Source organism: Oceanobacillus sp. B139/18 (assembly GCF_055524595.1).
The window spans coordinates 26,530-44,579 of the sequence record NZ_JBVFXI010000013.1; the positions used below are offsets into that span (position 1 = coordinate 26,530).

The following is an 18,050-nucleotide window of genomic DNA, read 5'->3' on the forward strand; positions in this document are numbered from 1 at the left end:
AAATAGGAGTGTATATCTATTTCGATTTCTTTGAGTTGTTAAGCTTGAAAAAACATTTTAAGGACCGTACCTTATTTTACAATCCCTTTCATAACTATACCATTAATTGTAGACGTTGAAAAATTATTTTGATAGAAAAAGGTAGGGATATCTTTTGTGTGATAAAAATTATAAAAGTTATTAAAATAATTTATTCACTAAGTTTATCTTCATGAAGTAAGATTCAGAAATATTGTAATTGAAAAAATAAATTAATTTTTCTTTTAATTATATATTTTTTATGTTAGTATAATAAAAAATCAAGTGGAGGTGAAAAAAATCCGTTGTCACTGTAATTAAATTGTGAAAAATGGAGAATTAAATGGAAAATATTCATAAAAAAATAAAGAATCTAAGATTAGAAAATGAAATGACATTAAAAGACCTGAGTGAAAAAACAGAACTTTCCGTAAGCTTCCTATCACAAATAGAGAGGGGATCATCATCTCTTGCTATAACTTCTTTAAAAAAAATATCAGATGCATTTAGGATTAATATTTCTTATTTTTTTGAGGAAATAGAGCAACATAATTATGCATTACATAAAGAAGAACAAAGACCATTTAAGCTAGAAGGTTCCGATGTTACTCACGTTCGCCTGGCTGGAGAGTTCTCAGATCGCAGAATGGAACCAATGATGGTTACAATACCTCCAAACGAAATATTTGTTGAAAGGTATAGTCATCCGGGAGAAGAGTTTTATTATGTATTAAAAGGCATTGTGATATTTAGGATTGAAGATAAAGAATATATCTTAAAAAAGGGTGATTCGATTCATTTTCCTTCAGAAAAAGTACACCAGTGGAAGAATCCTGCAAATGAAGAAACAGTTTTAATAAGTGTATTAACTCCGGTTATTTTTTAAGAATTTTAAATATATTTAGAGAAGGGTGAAAAAAATGAGAGTTGCAACAGATATTGGAGGAACATTTACAGATTTGGTTTATGTTGATGACAGTGGAAAAGTGGAAGTTGCTAAAAGTCATACAACTCCGCCAAATTTTGAAAATGGAGTCCTAGATGTACTTGATAGAAGTAACATAGATAAAGAAGCAATTTCCACTTTTATTCACGGTACAACTGTAATAATTAATACACTGACAGAAAGGAAAGGTGCAAAGACTGGTTTAATTACGACAAAAGGATTCAGGGATATTCTAGAAATCGCTCGTGGTAACCGCCCTGATCTGTTTAATATCCGTTATCAGAAACCGACACCTTTTATAGAACGTTACTTAAGAAAGGAAGTCAATGAACGGTTAAATTATAAAGGAGAAGTTCTTACACCGCTTGATAAAGAGCAAGTAAAAGAAGTTATAGAATATTTTAAGCAAGAAAAGGTGGAAGCAATAGCAATAGTATATTTGCATTCTTATGTAAATCCAGTTCATGAAAAGGAAACAGTACGATTAATTAAAGAGCTTTGGCCAGAAGTTGCAGTCTCTGCTTCATTTGATGTTACACAAGAATGGCGTGAATATGAACGTACAAATACGGTGGCGTTAAATGCATATGTACAACCTATTGCAGCTACGTATGTAAATAAATTAAATAATAAATTGATAGATTTTAATTCAAGCAATCAAAATTTTATTATGCAGTCAAATGGTGGTACTACCACATTTGAAGAGGCGAAAAAAGTTCCGATTAACATGGTTGAATCAGGTCCTGTAGCAGGTATATATGGTGCTGCAGTACTGGGTGAATTAATTGGGGAGAAAAATATTATTGGATTTGATATAGGTGGAACAACTGCAAAATGTTCGCTAATTGAGAAAGGAGAAGTAAAAGTTTCTACGGATTACTATATCGAACGAAATGATCGAAATGCAGGATATCCAATTAAAACACCGGTAGTTGATATAGTGGAGATTGGTAATGGAGGCGGGTCCATTGCCTGGCTGGATGAAGCTGGTTCTTTAAAGGTTGGCCCTGAATCTGCTGGAGCTGTACCGGGACCGGTATCATATGGACAAGGCGGGACAGAACCAACTACCACAGATGCTAATCTTTTAACAGGCAGACTATCAGCTAAGAACTTCGATTATGATGTCAATTTAAATCTTGTAAAAGAAGTTATCGAAGAAAAAATCGCAAACCACTTTGATATGACTGCAGAAGAGGCAGCACTTGGCATTATTCGAATCGCAAATTCCAATATGTTGAATGCTTTAAAGTTAATATCAATTAGAAAAGGTCACAATCCGCAAGACTTCACATTAGTTGCTTTTGGAGGGGGCGGATCAATGCATGCCCCAGCTTTAGCGAAGGAATTAGGGGTCAAAAAAGTTGTTATTCCAATAGCATCACCTGTATTTTCTGCATGGGGAATGTTAATGAGTGATTTGCGTCATGATTATATCAAAACATATATAAAAAGAATAGAAGATTTAGAACTGAATGAAATGATGGCGGAATGGAATGAGATTGAAAGTGAAGCTTATCAACAGTTTGAAAATGAAGGTATTTTAAAGGAAGATGTCGTATTTAATCGGTTTGCAGATATGCGTTATCTGGGTCAAGAACATACAGTGAAGGTTCCTGTTCCAAATGGAGATTGGTCAGAAAAGGATGTAGAAGTAATTGTTGAAAAATTCCATCAGCTACATGAACAAAACTATACATTCAGACTTGACGACTCTGGAACAGAAATTGTCAATATACATGTAACAGCATTTGGAAAAGTTGAAAAGCCTGTCATTCAAAAGATAGATAGAAATACAACATTAGAAGATGCAAAAATTGAAACAAGAAATGTGTATTTTGAAAATCCTAAGGGATGGGTCCAAACGGATGTATATCAACGTGAATGGTTACCTGTGAACACAATAGTTCAAGGTCCGGTAATTGTCGAAGAAAAAGCAGCAGTTACAGTAATCTATAAAGGGCAAACACTTATGGTAGATGATTATGGGAACTTAATAATCGAAACGGGGGCGGAATAAATGGAGATAAATGAAACAAAAATTGATCCATTTACATTGGAAATTGTAAAGGATTCGCTACTTGCTACTGGAGATGAAATGTTTATTGCTTTAGCAAAAACATCAATGAGTCCGATTATATATGAGGTATTGGACTATGCCAGTGGACTTACAGATGCGAAGGGACAATTGTTGACACAAGGTAATGGAGTTACAGGTTTTATTGGAATGCTTTCATTTATGGTTAAGCAAACAATTAAAAAATACGGTGAAAAAGATGAACTTAACCCAGGCGATATCATTATCATTAATGATCCATATGGTGGAGGAGGTTCTCACTTATCAGATGTTGGATTAGTAATGCCTATTTTTTACGAAGATGAGTTAATTGCATTTTCTGCAAACAAAGCCCATTGGACAGAGGTAGGCGGAAAAGACCCTGGTTCATTTACGAATGATTCAAGAGATATTTTTCAAGAAGGTTTGCAATTTCCTTCTGTTAAGTTATATGACGCTGGAAAATTAAATGAGGGACTTGTTGAAATTATCCGTGCAAACGTCCGTTTTCCTGATTTATCTCTTGGTGATATGTGGGCGCAAGTAGCTGCACTTAAAACAGGTGAAAGAAGAGTAAAGGAAATTTGTGAAAAACATGGGAAAGAGATGATACTTGCAGCTATAAATGACCAGTTGGATCATGGGGAAACGATATCAAAGCAAGAACTTACAAAATTACCAAAAGGTACGTTTACAGCAGATGGCTATGTTGAAACGGACGGACTTGGAAATGGGCCGTTTCCTATACAAGTGGAAGTTACAATTGATGATGATAAATTCACATGTGATTTTAGAGGAAGCAGTTCCCAAGTTCCTGGACCTGTAAATTGTTCTTTCACTGGTCTTGCATCTGCGGTTCGAACTATTTTCCTTGCAATAACCAATCCAGATCAAAATGTTAATGATGGTGTATTTAGACCATTAGAAATAATAGTGGATGAAAGATCAATTATGTCAGCTGAAAGACCTGCTCCAACATCGAATTACTTTGAAACAATGTTAGGATGTGCAGATTTAATTTGGAAAGCATTGGCGCCACATATACCTCATAGACTCGCTGCTGCCCATCTGTTATCTGTTTGTTCGGTTACATTATCTGGTTTGCATCAAGATACGAACGAACCGTTTCTTATTGTGGAACCTTCTGTTGGTGGATGGGGTGGAGCTGATGGACAAGATGGAGCAAGTGGACAATTTTGTATTTTAGATGGAGAGACATACAATGTTCCTGTTGAAGTAGCAGAAACACGATATGGTGTAATGCTTGACGAGTATAGTTTACGAATAGATGGTACGGGAGCAGGTGAGTATATTGGCGGTAAAGGAGTAATTAGATCATATCGAGCATTAACAGATGAACAAGCTGCTACTATCACCTATGGTAGAAATCAATACCGCTTATGGGGTACAAATGGCGGTTTTGAAGGATCTGTGAATGAATTTTATATTCATAAAGCAAGTGGAAAAGTTGATGGTCCTTATGGTGTTTATCCACGTTATGCATTACAAAAAAATGATGTTTTAAAATTAATGACTGCAACTGGTGGCGGTTATGGGAATCCATTAAATAGACCAGCAGAACAAGTTGTGAAAGATGTGAAAAATGAATATTACACAACGGAAGAAGCAAAAGATTTATTTGGTGTTGAGATTGATCCAGCTACATTTAATTATCAAGAGCTAGATGTCAGAAAATAACTTAATGAGGAGGACAATGGATATGAAAGTAAAAGAACGCGGTTTTGATGAAACAGGTTTATTAACATTGTTTGAAGAAAAAACGGATAATATAGAGGTTAAATTTGGAACAGTAACAATTTCTCCTGGTGAAAGAGTTCCCAAAGAAGGTTTATCATTACACGAGGAAAACGAATATTCCATTATTATTAAAGGTGAAATCGAAGGTGAATGTGGAGGTATCCCCTTCGCAGTTTCTGATTCTAATGCCACTTTAATTCCTGCTGGAGAAGAACACTGGGCTATTAATTCAGGTAAAGAACCATGCGAAATAGTGTGGGCACTTGTGAAGGAAAAGTAAATGAAAAAAGGTAGTAGAAAAGAATAATTTCTGCTACCACTACATTTTTATTTATCTGAATATTTTAAATATAACAGCGGTAATGCCATTCAAAATCAATGTAAAGAATCCTAAATTATGAAGGAAGTGTGTATAAGTATGAGTGGGAAAAACGAAAAAAGTATTGAAAAAGATGAAGCACTTCAGCCAGTTCCAAATAACCAGCGACAACATTGGATTACCCCCGCGATGATTTTTGGAGGACTAGAGTTTACGATACCTGTACTAATGGTCGGGGCAACATTAGCGGGGAGTTTTGGTCTTGGTAAAATCTTTTTGCTCTTAATCATTGCTTTGTTCGGTATCCAATGGATTGGTAATACATTGCAAGGTTATATGGGTGCGAAGACTGGCCGCTCTTCATCTGTGATTGCTCGTACTAGTTTTGGAGCTATGCAAGCACGTTTTATCGTTGGATTGACTATTTTTGTTGTTTCGCTTGGCTGGTGGGCTGTACAAACTTCGGTTGCTGGAAATGCAATTTCTGTAATGTTAGGAATAGATTATACCCAACAATGGGGATTGTGGGCAATAATAACTGTAGTAGCAGGATTACTTTTTGCAATCCCTTCCATTATCGGTTATAACTCAATGAAGTGGACCGATTACATTGCAGTTCCGGCTGGTTTACTTCTAATTGGGGGAGGTATTTATTTTGCATTAAAAAATACTGGGTGGGAAACAATTGCGAATTGGAGCCCGGAACCATCCATGGGAATTTTAGCAGCAATCAGTCTTATTATTGGTGCTAATGTATCCCAGTGGGTTATTGCTTCAGATTATACCAGATATGCAAAACCAACTATTAAAGACAATGTACTAATTCCAGCAGGTATTGTTCTAGTAGGTTTTCCTTTATTTATTGTTGGAGCTGTTATGTCTGTAGGTGTAGGGGATGCTGACATCGTTAATGTAATGATGAATTTAGGTTTTCCGGTTTGGGGATTTTTTATATTATGGTTTGCAACATGGACGAGTCAACTAGTAAACAATTACAGCATGGGGTTGGCGTTATCTAATATGTTAAATGTCAATTCAAATAAAGGAAGAGCGCTGCTAACATTAGCTGGAACTTTTATTGCTATTATTGTAGCATTAGCAGGAATACTAGATTACTTTATGGATTTTTTATATTTAACAGCATTGATTTATCCAGCCGTAGCGGGCATTATGATGGTCGATTTTTTCCTCATTAGAAAACGTACATGGCAGGACAATAGCGGATGGAACTGGATGGCAACAATTGCCTTAGCGGCTGGTACGGCGCTGGGTTATGTAACACAATATGTTGTAACTTTTGGACTTCCTGCAGTTCAATCATTAATTGCTTCCGGTGTTGTATACTATGCAGCGATGAAAATAAAAGCAAAGATAGCACCAGATCAATTTACTGGTACAGCAGCAAATGATTATGAATTGGAAGCAGACGTTAAGTAAATTAATAATGCTTTTAAAGCATAAGACATGTAATGCCAATTACAATATAAAATCCTATATTAATAATGGTTTTAGCATTAATATAGGATTTTCGTCTTTATAGCCTGCTTGTTTATTTTATTTGGGTTTCTTATATTTATTTGTACAGAAGGTTATTTACTCTATAGTACCTGAAGCTCTCTAGGAAACGAAGTTAATAATTCAGCGTCACCAACCTCATTTATATAAACTTCATCTTCAATACGAACTCCACCATAATCAGGTATGTATATTCCAGGCTCGATTGTAAATAGTAAGCCATTTGCTGCTATTTGATTATTATTTTCATGGATAGATGGTTCTTCATGTAATTCGATACCAAGGCCGTGCCCTACACGATTGTTAAAATAGTCTCCATAACCATTTTCTTTTATGACATCCCTTGCTTCCATATCAAATGTTTTTAATGGGACTCCACTTTTTACAGCATTTACACCGGCCTGATTAGATTGGAGAACAATGTTATAGATGTCTTTCTGTTTGTCTGAAGCCTCTTCAATAATAAAAGTCCTGGTAATATCTGAACAATATCCCGCTTTTGTTAAGACACCAAAATCAATTAATAAGAAATCCCCCTTTTTAAATTCACGTTCACCAGGAGTCCCGTGGGGTAATGCGGCCCTTTCACCGGCTAGAACAATTGTTGGAAAAGATGGACCAACTGCACCAAAACTCTTCATTAAATACTCTAGTTCTGCGGCTAGTTCTAATTCTGTCATGCCGACGTGCACTTTTTTAATCCCTTCAGATAGTACTTTCTCAATAATATCAACAGCTTGTTGTAAATATATAATTTCGTTTCTTGATTTTATAAGTCGTTGCTTATTGATATCGGATTGAATATCAATATACGAAGCATCTGTGAAGGCAGCTTGTAATTGATTATGTTGAAACATGCTGACCACTTTCATCTCTAAACCAATACATTTCACATTTGAACTGAGCTTGCTTTTAAGTTTGGAAAAGGGACTCTCTTCATCAGAAATTGGAATGATATTTTTCACAAAGGATTCTGCACCAGCTATCTCTTTGTCTAATGCGGGAACAAACAAAGTGAATTTGTTGTTGCGGCAATCAATAATTAATGCCATAAAACGTTCATGCGGATCGGAATTGAACCCAGTGAAATAGAAAACATTTGCTGGTGAAGTGATCAAAGCGATATCAATGTTCTTTTCGTTTAAGTGTTCCAGTAAAGTTTGTAATCTTGTTTGATAGTCAATAATCATCTTTTAAACCTCCATTTTTGTTATATTATATTGCATGTGTTTATGATCAAATAATCCATTGGGATATTTGAAAAAAGGTATCGTAAATTCCCATAGAGGTAAAATTTATCAAAGTTATGATATTGTAATGACACAATCTATTTTTTACTATAGCATTATGTTAGTATTTTGAAAATTAATTCGGTTTTATAGAGGATATAATTATTTTGATTTTGATATTTTGAAAAGGACACAGAATAATTCTTGTTAAATTCCTTTTGAGTCACCTTTTGTTTGGTTTGAAATAAAATGGAGAGCCTGAAATTTTATAAAATAATGTATGGTATTTATCTGCATAATAGGTAAAAGCGCAATCATTTTTTCACGGTGAGTGAAAAAATGATTGCTTTTTATGTATTCATAGACTATCCTGTTAATTAACAGAATATTTAATCTGGAGATTGCTATATTTTGAGGTTAAATAAATCTATATTAAGGGAGATGTTTGTGTATGTCACTAGATACGTTGAAACCAAAAGTGAAAGCGTTTTTAGAAGAGGTGAATGGGTTCTATATTAATGGTCAATATGTTACAGCACAGAACGGTCAAACATTTGACGTTTTGAACCCGGCAACGGAGGAAGTGATTGCAAAAGTAAGCCAAGCAGATGAATCCGATCTTGATTTGGCTGTTCAAGCAGCTCGTAAAGCTTTTGATGAAGGGCAATGGACCAAGATGGAGGCTGCCGAGCGTTCCCGTATAATTTATAAATTTGCAGACTTATTAGAGGAGCATAAAGAAGAACTTGCCCAATTAGAGTCTCTTGATAACGGCAAGCCTTATCAGCAAGCTTTGGAAGATGATATAGAAGGGACGATTGAGCATTTTAGATATTATGCAGGTTGGGCAACAAAAATCTTTGGAAAGACAACAAACGTTTCACCGGAATATGCTACGTATACAGTTCACGAGCCTGTTGGTGTAGTAGGGCAGATTATTCCATGGAACTATCCTTTGCTAATGGCTGCTTGGAAGCTGGGTTCAGCACTTGCAGCAGGGTGTACGGTTGTTTTAAAACCTGCAGAAGATACACCATTATCCATTTTATATGCAGCGAAGTTATTTAAAGAAGCTGGTTTTCCGGATGGTGTAGTCAATATTGTTTCCGGGCCGGGGAGTGTTGTTGGAAATGCTTTGGTAACACATCCTCAAGTGAACAAAGTTGCGTTCACCGGCTCCACAGAAACTGGTAAGGAAATTATGAGAAAAGCAGCAGATGGTGTGAAGGCGGTCACTTTAGAACTTGGAGGGAAATCTCCAGCTATTGTTTTAGAGGATGCTGATTTAGAAACAACATTAGATGGTGTTTTTGATGGTACGATGTATAATCACGGTCAAAATTGCAGTGCAACTACCCGTATTTTTGTGCATCGAAGTTTGTATGATGAAGTACTGGATAAGCTCAAGAAAAAAGCTGAAGAAACGGTCGTTGGCCCTGGGTTAGACAGTGCTACGGATATGGGGCCGCTTGTATCTGAAAAACAAATGAATACTGTTTTAGGGTATATTGAAAAAGGAAAGGAAGAAGGTGCGCGGCTTATTACTGGCGGTAAGCGTACAGGGGATCAAGGATATTTTGTAGAACCGACTATCTTTGCGGACGTACAAGATCATATGTCGATTGCAAGAGAAGAAATATTTGGCCCTGTTATGTCAGTATTTGTCTTCGATGAAGTGGAAGAAGTGATCCAGCGGGCTAATGATAGTGAGTATGGTTTAGCTGCAAGTGTATGGACGGAAAATATTAAAAAAGGGCATTATATTGCTTCTAAGTTAGAATCAGGAACTGTCTGGGTGAATGATTTTGGTCTTGAATTGGAAACCATGCCGTTTGGCGGTTACAAACATTCCGGTATAGGCCGAGAGATGGGTGGAGATTACGGCATCTCCAACTATGTAGAAGTGAAAAGTATCTTTGTTAATATGAAGCAATAATAACTAAGAGGTGACGTGGATGGATGAGTTATTAGGCAGTGAACTAAAAAAAGTACGTAAGAGCAGGCAGCTGACCTTACAACAATTGAGTGACCGAAGTGGTCTGTCTGTGAGCTTTTTATCCCAGATAGAAAGAGGACTGCGGACACTTACATTTACATCCCTTAAAAAAATCTGTGAGGCATTAGATGTCAATGTGAATTTCTTTTTCGATAATGGAGATTCCAGCTTTGTAAAAAAAGAGAAAACCTCGTATAAAAATACTGGTAACTTTTCCTATAAAAGCTTAGTTGGAAAAATGAAACATCCGGATTTCATTCCTGCACGGATTGACTTGGAAGCAGGGGAATATCAACAAATCCCTTATACGCATAGCGGACAAGAATTTGTATATGTATTATCCGGCCAGTTAGAAGTTGAAATTGAAGGTGTCAAAGAAACGCTGTATAGCAATGAGTCTATCCATATAGATTCTAGTATGGCACATCATTGGTATAATGCTACAGATGAGACGACGAAGCTGCTTCTCGTCTCATCCACTAAATGAAAAAACGCTCTTCTCAAATTTTGAGAAGAGCGTTTTTTATACATATTGTGTCCACAAGCGCTGTAAGTTTTTTCTCCCTTGGTGCAAATCTTTATGGAAGGTTACTTTTGCATGCTGCCTTTCGTATGTTATGGCTTCCAATGTTTTTTTAGATGAAATAGTGTCTTTTATAATCTGATTTGCAGCCATTTTTCCCTGCAGCATGGCAATTTTAGCATTCTCAATGCCAGTAATATTACCGGCAACATACAAATTCTCTATTTCTGTTTCCATCGTTTCGTTATGCAGAGGTACATATCCGCCTAACGACTCCATATAAATATGTTTCAGATTCAATAAGGATGTTACTTCATTGACTGGCGATAAACCGTCAGAGATGCATACAAAATCACATGCTATTTCTTTTTCTGTCCCCTCTATAAGCACACCCGAGGCATTCGTTTTTTGAATGGTTACGGATTCCACTTCATGCTGCCCGTTTATTCTTATTACCCTTTCTTTGATGGAGATAGGTAATCCAAGCGCATGGACTCCTTTTTTAGGGAAAAATTGTAATGCCAGCTGCTGGAGTGGAGTCACTTTTCCAGCTATTTTTGAACCTGTTGAAAAGAATGTAGATGGAGCAGAATTTCCTAAAGATATCAGCGTTTCCAATGCTTCCTTTGGTGTTGCTTTGTTGATTAGATTAACTGGAGGAAGACAAATTTTAGCAACATCAACATATGCGTAACCAAGCTCTAGCGCGATGACCATGGACAATGGATTAATACCGATAATAACTCCCTTATTTCCCGGTTTCACACGCTGGAAGTTTGTCAGCACCTGAGCAGCACCTACCGTCATTACTCCTGGCAAATCCCAGCCTGGAAGCGGAGTCGATTTTTCTTTTCCGCCGGTCGCAACAATCAGGTGCTCTGATTGGAAATGGCCGGACGTTGTATAGATATCGAAGCCTTGATTACTATGTTCTAAGTTATACACTGATGTTCCAAGCTTAAAGTTCACCTTTTCAGAGACTTCATTATAAAGTTTCCGGGCAACTTCCATTCCATTCCACCATTCTCCTTTTGTTTCCTCATATAGCTGCCCAAGCAATCTGCCGCCATAATGATAATATTCATCGATAAGGAGTACATTTTGCTTTTCTTGCAGGACTTGGGCAGCCGTTAATCCGGCAGGGCCGGCACCGATAATAATAGTATCAAAGTGATTCATGGGAATGCCCTCCTTTGACCAGGTGAGGCAATTCCTTCTGCTGTTCAATCACCATATCTTTATGGATTGGAGTGAGGCAGGCCCGTTGATTACGTTTCCCTTCCACAATTACCCTGCATTCGGAGCAGTGTCCGATATTACAGTACAGTCCCCGTGGTTTGCCATCTTTTTCATGGTATCTGAGCGTTCTGATATTATTAGCGAGAAGCGCTGCTGTGATACTTTCCCCCTCAGCTCCATAATACGTTTGACCGTTCCATTGAAAAGGAATTAGTGTCTGCTCTTTTTTTTCTAAGATTTTATGATCTGTAATTCTTCCTGTCACGATTCCACACCCCCTGAAATTTCCTCAAACGAAACAGTCCGAATAGGAGACTGGGATTTCAGGTTGATATAAGAAGGAGTCTGTGTATTTTTATCCTGAGTCAGCTGATCTAAAAAATGTCCGCATGTCCTGGAGTTACAAAAGCCCATACCAGCTCGGGATTTCAGTTTTAATTCTCTCGAGTTTGCTGCTCCTTTCTCTAATATTTCAAGCATTTCGGAGTAGTATATATTTTCACAGCGACATACTATAAAATCATCTTGTTTTTTCATTCGAATCACCTCAAAGGATATTTGTTTATAAACAAGAAAAAAGTGTGCCAATTTAGAATTGGAATTTACGCATTTTTGAATATAACGTAGGTCTGCTGATACCGAGATCATGACTGGATTTTTCAATGTTATGATCATTTTGATCGACGATATATTTAATATATTCTGCTTCCACCTTATGGATATAGTCTTTCAGATTTAAATTCTCTGATAGATTTGGTACAGACAGGGTCTTATCTGACTGCCCTACTTCCACCAAATACTGGTCAAAGATATTATTATTTAATTGATCCTCATTAGAAAAAATAACTAATCGTTCAGCAACATTGATTAATTCTCTAACATTTCCAGGCCAGTGATAGCTTCTTAGGTTGTTTAAAAGTGAATGATCTGCATAACGGAGCTCTGTCTGGTATTTCTTCGATAAGTGATAAAGATAATAATAGAATAAGGATTCAATGTCATCCGGCCGTTCTCTTAAAGGAGGTATGTGGATATTAAGGACATTAATCCGGTACAGCAAATCGGAACGGAAATCATCAGAATTCAGTAACTCAGAAATTGATTTGTTTGTAGCTGAAACCAACCGGAAATGGGTGGAAACTTCTTTTTTACCGCCTAATCTGAAGTATTTTCTTTCTTGTAATACCCGCAGAAATTTCACTTGCATGTCCAACGGCATATCCCCGATTTCATCAAGAAAAAGTGTGCCGTCTCTGGCAAGTTCGAGCTTCCCCTTGTTTCCTTCTTTATTTGCTCCTGTAAAAGCTCCTTTTTCGTAACCAAATAATTCTGCCTCAAATAAATGCTTCGGAATTGCACCACAGTTAATAGGAATAAATTCACCGGAAGTTTCACTGCTGTTATGAATAGATTGTGCAAATAGTTCTTTACCTACACCAGTTTCTCCAGTAATTAAAATATTGGCATTTGTCTTTGCAGCCCGTTTTATCTGGTTTTTTAAATTTTCCATGATCGAGCTTTTAAAAATAATATTTTTAAAATGTTCCTTATTCTTCAATTGTTTGACATTATCGGTAAGGAAGCTTACCTGATTTTTGAGTTGTTCGATTTCTTCCTCCTGGCGTTTTTGTTCTGTCACATCAATTTCTGAAACAATGGCACCTTCAACTTTGCCTTCAATAATAATCGGAACAGATTTGAGATTCACATAAATACTTTTCGTAGCCATGTGCTGCTTCTTCTCAATGACTTCATTGTTTCGTAATGTTTGTAAAATCGCCAATTTGTCTTCTGCGAAAATTTCTTTAATATCCTTTCCAATCACCTCGCTTTTCTCCATGTTAAATATTTCTGAAGCTCTGTCGCTCCAGTAAATGACTTTTTCGTGTTTATCAATAATCGTAAAAGAATGGTTATAAAAATTAATCAGCTCTTCAATAATAGAATGTTCTAACATATGTATAATCCCCTTTAGTGTTAAATTTATAATAATAATTATATTTTTCTTTACACATTATTTCAAATTTTATTGATTTTACGATAGGTGAAGTTGGCACGTTTTTTTCTTAGTATTTTATAAAGGAAGGAGGGAGCAATTTTGACAACGCCATCTTATGATGTATTGATAATTGGTGGAGGTATTATCGGTGCGAGCATTGCTTATTTTACTTCTGAAAAAGGTTTAAAAGTAGGGATGTTGGAAAGGGATACAGTTGCTTCTGGTACAAGCTCAAAATGTGATGGCAATGTTTTATTGATTGATAAAGAGCCGGGATTTGATAGCAATATGGCGATAAAGAGCCAGGCATTAATCAAAAGCTTATCAAAAGAATTAGAAATGAAATTTGAATACAGGCATCCGGGAAGTATTTTCCTTTGTGCAAATGAAGAAGAATTGGAGCAGGCATATGACTGGGTCGATCAGCATAACAGGGCAAATGGCGAATATCAATTTTTTAATAAATTAACCAAAGAAGATTTGAAAAATGATTCCAAATATTTTGCTGATCATTTGGTTGGCGGCATTGAATGCACAAATGATTCGACGGTAAACCCGTACATGTTAACATTTTCGTTCATTCACGCAGCGAAAAAGAATGATCTTGAGCTTTTCGAAAAAACGCCCGTAACATTTATGGAGGAACATAGAACAAAAGGATTTAAAGTACATTCTCATGATCGTGTATTTAAAGCCAATAAAGTAATTAATGCAGCTGGTGTTTTTGCACCGGAAGTGAGTAAACATCTCGGTGTACCTTTACCAATTAAACCAAGAAAAGGTCATATCCTGGTTTCATCACGTGCAGAATTGATGGGCACAAGGAAAATTCAAGAGTTTGGATACTTGATGACGAAGTTTGGCAAAGAGAGAAAAGCAGATAAAATCATGAATGATTATGGAATTGCATTGGTGCATGAACCGACAGAGAGTCAAAATTTCCTGATAGGAAGCAGCCGGGAATTTATTGGTTTTGACACAACCGTCAATCATCAAGTTGTTCAACTGATTGCCAAAAGAGCGATAGAATTTTTCCCAAAAATGAAGGATATGAATATTATTCGTAGTTATGCAGGTCTACGGCCGTGGACACCGGATCATTTGCCAATTATTTCAGAGACTGCCGTACCTAATTATTATGTAGCAGCCGGTCATGAGGGAGATGGAATTGGATTATCTGCGGTAACAGGTTATTGGATGGCTCAGATGATGACAGATACACTTGAGGATGACATTAGTCTGCTAAGTATGGATAGGTTTCAGGAGGAGGCAATATGAAGATAAATTCAAAACTGCTTGTTACTGTGGATACGCACACTGGGGGAAATCCGACAAGAACTGTTTTATCCGGTATGCCTAAATTAAAAGGAGAGACGATTCAGGAAAAAATGCTGGATATGAAGGAAAACCATGATTACATTCGAAAGTTCCTGGTTTTTCCGCCCAGGGGACATGATGTAATGAGTGGCACGATATTACTGCCGCCTTTAAAAGAAGAAGCTGATTTTAGTGTAATTTTTATAGAGACCGGCGGGTATCTGCCGATGTGCGGACATGACACTATTGGTACATGTACAGCATTAGTAGAACTCGGTTATGTCGAAGTCAAAGAGCCTTATACTTCGGTAGTCCTAGATACCCCAGCTGGTGTGGTAGAAGCCAGCTGCAAAGTGAAAGAGGGCAAAGTGCAAGAAGTAACATTTATTAGTACCGATTCCTTTCACCTAAAGACGGTGTATATCGATTATAAAGATTTCAAGAATATAAAGTGCGATATAGCATATGGTGGGAATTTCTATGGGATTATGAAAGCGGGCGATTTAGGTTTATCCCTTCATGTATCGAGGTCAGAAGAAATCGTCGAAATTGCCATGGCAATCAGAGATGAAATTAATCGTCAGCATGAGGTGAAACATCCTGATTATCCATTTATTAATAAGCTGACCCATATGGAATTCTATGAAACAGGTGATGTTGTTAAAAACACAGTAATTGTACCTCCGGGAGGCATTGACAGATCGCCATGTGGTACAGGGACATGCGCAAAAGTATCAACACTTTATAAAGAAGGCGACCTTGATCTAAATGAAGTCTTTATCCACGAGAGTATCACAGGATCTCAATTTAAAGCCCAGGTAATCCACGCGAGTGTGAAAGGAAATATAATTTATAATAGGGTTGCTATTACAGGAACAGCATGGATTATGGGGAGACATGATTTTTATTTTGATCCCGATGATCCTTTAAATCAGGGATATCTATTGATTCCAGAAATATAAGGAGGTGATTTTATGATTTCAAAAGTAATCAACAGTTATGATATTCATATAAATGGACAACAATTACGAATTATTGAGAAAAACGAGCTGGAGACGGTATTACAAGACTATGAGAATAAGGCATTAATGCGGAATGAGCCGAGAGGGAGCAAATATGTTCGTTTACTTATCTTTCAATGGAGTGATGATGTTTTAGATGTAGAATTACACCCAAATGAAAGCGTTGACAATATTCGTATTTTATTAAAAGGGTGCATTTCCTCTCTTGTGGATCGTGGGAGAATAAACTCAAAAGAAAGCTATTTAGTAAGAAATAATGGCCAAATGTATGAATTTCAGCATGGATGTCTGACGACAGAAAAATTACCAGAAGTAGAGAAAAAACAAAATATGTATTTAGTCAACGATAAGAAGATAAAAGTCTATGAAGTTGACATGGAATTAGAAATTAAAAATATAACAGCTATTAAAGCGTATATTCACTCTAAGCAAGATGGAAATAGTGATTATCTGGTGCTTAAACAGGGAGAAAAACAAGTCGTTGCAAATAAAAAAGGAGATATCTTAGCTTATCCAATTATTGAAGTCGTTGCTGTATGTGCAAAGGAGTTCTCTCAGGAAATTATCACCTCTTTCACAGGATTAAAAATACATGCTGAAGATATGCAACTCAATTATTATTTGATATCTAATTCACAATTTTATATTGAGCATAGCGACATCTACGCTAAAGGATTTATCATTAAATAAAACAAGGGGCGGAAATATATGGTTAGAGAAAAGAAACTGCCAAGTATACCAGTATTATTGCTCATTTTGGTTTTGTTTGTAGTAATAATGTTTGGTTTTATTGTTATTTTAGAACTGCCTATCCAATTAGCTTTGCTCGCAATCTGGTTTGTAATTATGGGGTTTGGATTATATTTAGGTAATACGTATATAGAAATGGAAAAAGGACTTTTAAAAGGAATTTATGAAGGTTTAGGAGCGACGCTTGTTTTAATCGCTGTAGGTGCACTTATCGGCTCTTGGATTGCTGGAGGTATTGTACCGACGATGATCTATTATGGTTTGAGTATCATTAGCCCGAGTATCTTTTTGATGGCAGCAATGATTATCTGTGCGATTACATCTATTTCAACAGGAACATCATTTGGTTCAGCAGGCACAGCCGGCATAGCGATGATGGGTATCGGGGAGAGCTTTGGGTTGCCAACATATTTGGTTGCTGGGGCAGTTATTTCAGGGTGTTACGTTGGAGATAAAATGTCGCCATTATCTGATACAACAGTTATGACAGCTTCCTTGTCAAGAGTTGATTTGTTCAGACATATAAGATCGATGTCATATGTATCTTTACCGGCTTTCGTGATTGCGGCAATTGCTTATTGGATTGTAGGTTTAATCATGCAAGATGGCAGCGGTGATCTGTCAATTGCAGAGAATACAATGGCCAGCCTGCAGGATACATTTCATATATCCTGGGTCATGCTGATTCCGGCAGTAGTGGTTGTCGTCATGCTGGCATTTAAACTACCATCCATACCGGTAATTATATTTGGAGCATTACTAGGAAGCGTGTGGGCAGTTTGGTTCCAAGGATATGGATTTATTGAAGCGATTGAGACATTGTATTCAGGAAGTGGAGTTACTACAGGAATTGATTTCATTGATAACCTTTTAGATCGTGGTGGTATTACTTTCATGCTTGAGGTTATTTTGTTGATTCTTCTAGCTTTAGGTGTCGGCGGATTGTTACAGTCCATTGGTGCCTTTACGGTAATCGGGGAGCTTTTTGCTAAATGGGCAACGAATACAGGTAATCTGACATTAACGACTATGATCGCAGCATTCTTTGGAATATTTTTTGGCGGAGCAGCTTACGTTTCAATGTTAACAGGCACGAAAATTACGGAAGCTAATTATGACAGGAAAAAAATAAGCAGATCCTTGTTATCAAGAAATGTAGAGGCAGGCGGTACGATTACAACGCCGATGGTTCCATGGTCAGATGGAGGGGTTTTTATGGCAACAACGCTGGGTGTCTCAACACTCGCATATTTGCCATTCTTCTGGTATGGATTTTTAGTTATTATCATTAACTTAATTTATGGTTATTTTGGATTGTTTATTTTAGATAAAGATGATTATGAAAAAGAAAGGGATGAGGAGC

Annotated in this window: 15 protein-coding genes; 11 read left to right on the forward strand and 4 right to left on the reverse strand. The window is 36.7% G+C overall.

Features of this window, described 5'->3' with window-relative positions:
• The first annotated feature begins 361 nt into the window (after positions 1 to 361).
• The 5 genes from ACZSMY_RS22145 (at position 362) to ACZSMY_RS22165 (ending at position 6,534) form a co-directional block, all read left to right on the forward strand.
• Entirely contained in the window at positions 362 to 904 is a 543-nt protein-coding gene (locus tag ACZSMY_RS22145) for a helix-turn-helix domain-containing protein (protein ID WP_042531156.1), read from the forward strand.
• A gap of 34 nt (positions 905 to 938) precedes the next feature.
• A complete protein-coding gene (locus ACZSMY_RS22150; protein WP_332094602.1) occupies positions 939 to 2,984 on the forward strand; it encodes a hydantoinase/oxoprolinase family protein in 2,046 nt (681 codons plus the stop codon).
• Positions 2,985 to 4,718 carry a hydantoinase B/oxoprolinase family protein gene (locus ACZSMY_RS22155; RefSeq protein ID WP_042531160.1) on the forward strand — a complete coding sequence of 578 codons (1,734 nt, stop codon included), beginning with the start codon at positions 2,985 to 2,987 and terminating at the stop codon, positions 4,716 to 4,718.
• A 22-nt stretch (positions 4,719 to 4,740) separates the two neighbouring features.
• Positions 4,741 to 5,058: a cupin domain-containing protein gene (locus ACZSMY_RS22160; protein WP_052484951.1), complete on the forward strand. Its 318-nt coding sequence runs from the start codon at positions 4,741 to 4,743 to the stop codon at positions 5,056 to 5,058.
• A 138-nt stretch (positions 5,059 to 5,196) separates the two neighbouring features.
• Entirely contained in the window at positions 5,197 to 6,534 is a 1,338-nt protein-coding gene (locus ACZSMY_RS22165; protein ID WP_244882349.1) for a purine-cytosine permease family protein, read from the forward strand.
• 161 nt (positions 6,535 to 6,695) lie between these two features.
• Here the strand turns inward: ACZSMY_RS22165 and ACZSMY_RS22170 are convergent, their stop codons facing one another.
• Positions 6,696 to 7,802 carry a M24 family metallopeptidase gene (locus tag ACZSMY_RS22170; protein ID WP_042531166.1) on the reverse strand — a complete coding sequence of 369 codons (1,107 nt, stop codon included), beginning with the start codon at positions 7,800 to 7,802 and terminating at the stop codon, positions 6,696 to 6,698.
• Between the two features lie 490 nt (positions 7,803 to 8,292).
• Here ACZSMY_RS22170 and ACZSMY_RS22175 point away from each other — a divergent pair, with 490 nt between their 5' ends.
• Positions 8,293 to 9,777, forward strand: coding sequence for an aldehyde dehydrogenase family protein (locus ACZSMY_RS22175; protein ID WP_465148296.1), 1,485 nt, complete (start codon positions 8,293 to 8,295; stop codon positions 9,775 to 9,777).
• A gap of 19 nt (positions 9,778 to 9,796) precedes the next feature.
• Positions 9,797 to 10,324: a helix-turn-helix domain-containing protein gene (locus tag ACZSMY_RS22180; protein ID WP_042531170.1), complete on the forward strand. Its 528-nt coding sequence runs from the start codon at positions 9,797 to 9,799 to the stop codon at positions 10,322 to 10,324.
• A 36-nt stretch (positions 10,325 to 10,360) separates the two neighbouring features.
• Here the strand turns inward: ACZSMY_RS22180 and ACZSMY_RS22185 are convergent, their stop codons facing one another.
• From ACZSMY_RS22185 to ACZSMY_RS22195, 3 genes are all read right to left on the reverse strand, one after another.
• On the reverse strand, positions 10,361 to 11,539 hold the full coding sequence (locus ACZSMY_RS22185; protein ID WP_455725357.1) for an NAD(P)/FAD-dependent oxidoreductase: 1,179 nt from the start codon (positions 11,537 to 11,539) through the stop codon (positions 10,361 to 10,363).
• On the reverse strand, positions 11,526 to 11,864 hold the full coding sequence (locus ACZSMY_RS22190) for a (2Fe-2S)-binding protein (protein ID WP_042531174.1): 339 nt from the start codon (positions 11,862 to 11,864) through the stop codon (positions 11,526 to 11,528). Before ACZSMY_RS22190 ends, ACZSMY_RS22185 begins: the two co-directional genes overlap by 14 nt.
• Before the next feature lie 324 nt (positions 11,865 to 12,188).
• On the reverse strand, positions 12,189 to 13,556 hold the full coding sequence (locus ACZSMY_RS22195; protein ID WP_465148297.1) for a sigma-54 interaction domain-containing protein: 1,368 nt from the start codon (positions 13,554 to 13,556) through the stop codon (positions 12,189 to 12,191).
• A 141-nt stretch (positions 13,557 to 13,697) separates the two neighbouring features.
• On the opposite strand from ACZSMY_RS22195, the gene ACZSMY_RS22200 reads away from it, so the two are divergent.
• From ACZSMY_RS22200 to nhaC, 4 genes are all read left to right on the forward strand, one after another.
• Entirely contained in the window at positions 13,698 to 14,876 is a 1,179-nt protein-coding gene (locus tag ACZSMY_RS22200; protein ID WP_465148298.1) for an NAD(P)/FAD-dependent oxidoreductase, read from the forward strand.
• Complete coding sequence (locus ACZSMY_RS22205) at positions 14,873 to 15,877, forward strand: proline racemase family protein (RefSeq protein WP_193062483.1); 1,005 nt, start codon at positions 14,873 to 14,875, stop codon at positions 15,875 to 15,877. Before ACZSMY_RS22200 ends, ACZSMY_RS22205 begins: the two co-directional genes overlap by 4 nt.
• A 12-nt stretch (positions 15,878 to 15,889) precedes the next feature.
• A complete protein-coding gene (locus ACZSMY_RS22210; protein ID WP_193062485.1) occupies positions 15,890 to 16,627 on the forward strand; it encodes a hypothetical protein in 738 nt (245 codons plus the stop codon).
• A gap of 18 nt (positions 16,628 to 16,645) precedes the next feature.
• Positions 16,646 to 18,050: Na+/H+ antiporter NhaC (gene nhaC, locus ACZSMY_RS22215; RefSeq protein WP_465148299.1), on the forward strand; the 1,405-nt coding region annotated here is incomplete at its 3' end.

Bases quoted from the DNA above. Each gene is read 5' to 3' on its own strand.
- ACZSMY_RS22170 (WP_042531166.1), bottom strand. From the start codon at position 7,802: ATGATTATTGACTATCAAACAAGATTACAAACTTTACTGGAACACTTA.
- ACZSMY_RS22165 (WP_244882349.1), top strand. From the start codon at position 5,197: ATGAGTGGGAAAAACGAAAAAAGTATTGAAAAAGATGAAGCACTTCAG.
- ACZSMY_RS22205 (WP_193062483.1), top strand. From the start codon at position 14,873: ATGAAGATAAATTCAAAACTGCTTGTTACTGTGGATACGCACACTGGG.
- ACZSMY_RS22160 (WP_052484951.1), top strand. From the start codon at position 4,741: ATGAAAGTAAAAGAACGCGGTTTTGATGAAACAGGTTTATTAACATTG.
- ACZSMY_RS22155 (WP_042531160.1), top strand. From the start codon at position 2,985: ATGGAGATAAATGAAACAAAAATTGATCCATTTACATTGGAAATTGTA.
- ACZSMY_RS22195 (WP_465148297.1), bottom strand. From the start codon at position 13,556: ATGTTAGAACATTCTATTATTGAAGAGCTGATTAATTTTTATAACCAT.
- ACZSMY_RS22185 (WP_455725357.1), bottom strand. From the start codon at position 11,539: ATGAATCACTTTGATACTATTATTATCGGTGCCGGCCCTGCCGGATTA.
- ACZSMY_RS22175 (WP_465148296.1), top strand. From the start codon at position 8,293: ATGTCACTAGATACGTTGAAACCAAAAGTGAAAGCGTTTTTAGAAGAG.
- ACZSMY_RS22145 (WP_042531156.1), top strand. From the start codon at position 362: ATGGAAAATATTCATAAAAAAATAAAGAATCTAAGATTAGAAAATGAA.
- ACZSMY_RS22180 (WP_042531170.1), top strand. From the start codon at position 9,797: ATGGATGAGTTATTAGGCAGTGAACTAAAAAAAGTACGTAAGAGCAGG.
- ACZSMY_RS22210 (WP_193062485.1), top strand. From the start codon at position 15,890: ATGATTTCAAAAGTAATCAACAGTTATGATATTCATATAAATGGACAA.
- ACZSMY_RS22150 (WP_332094602.1), top strand. From the start codon at position 939: ATGAGAGTTGCAACAGATATTGGAGGAACATTTACAGATTTGGTTTAT.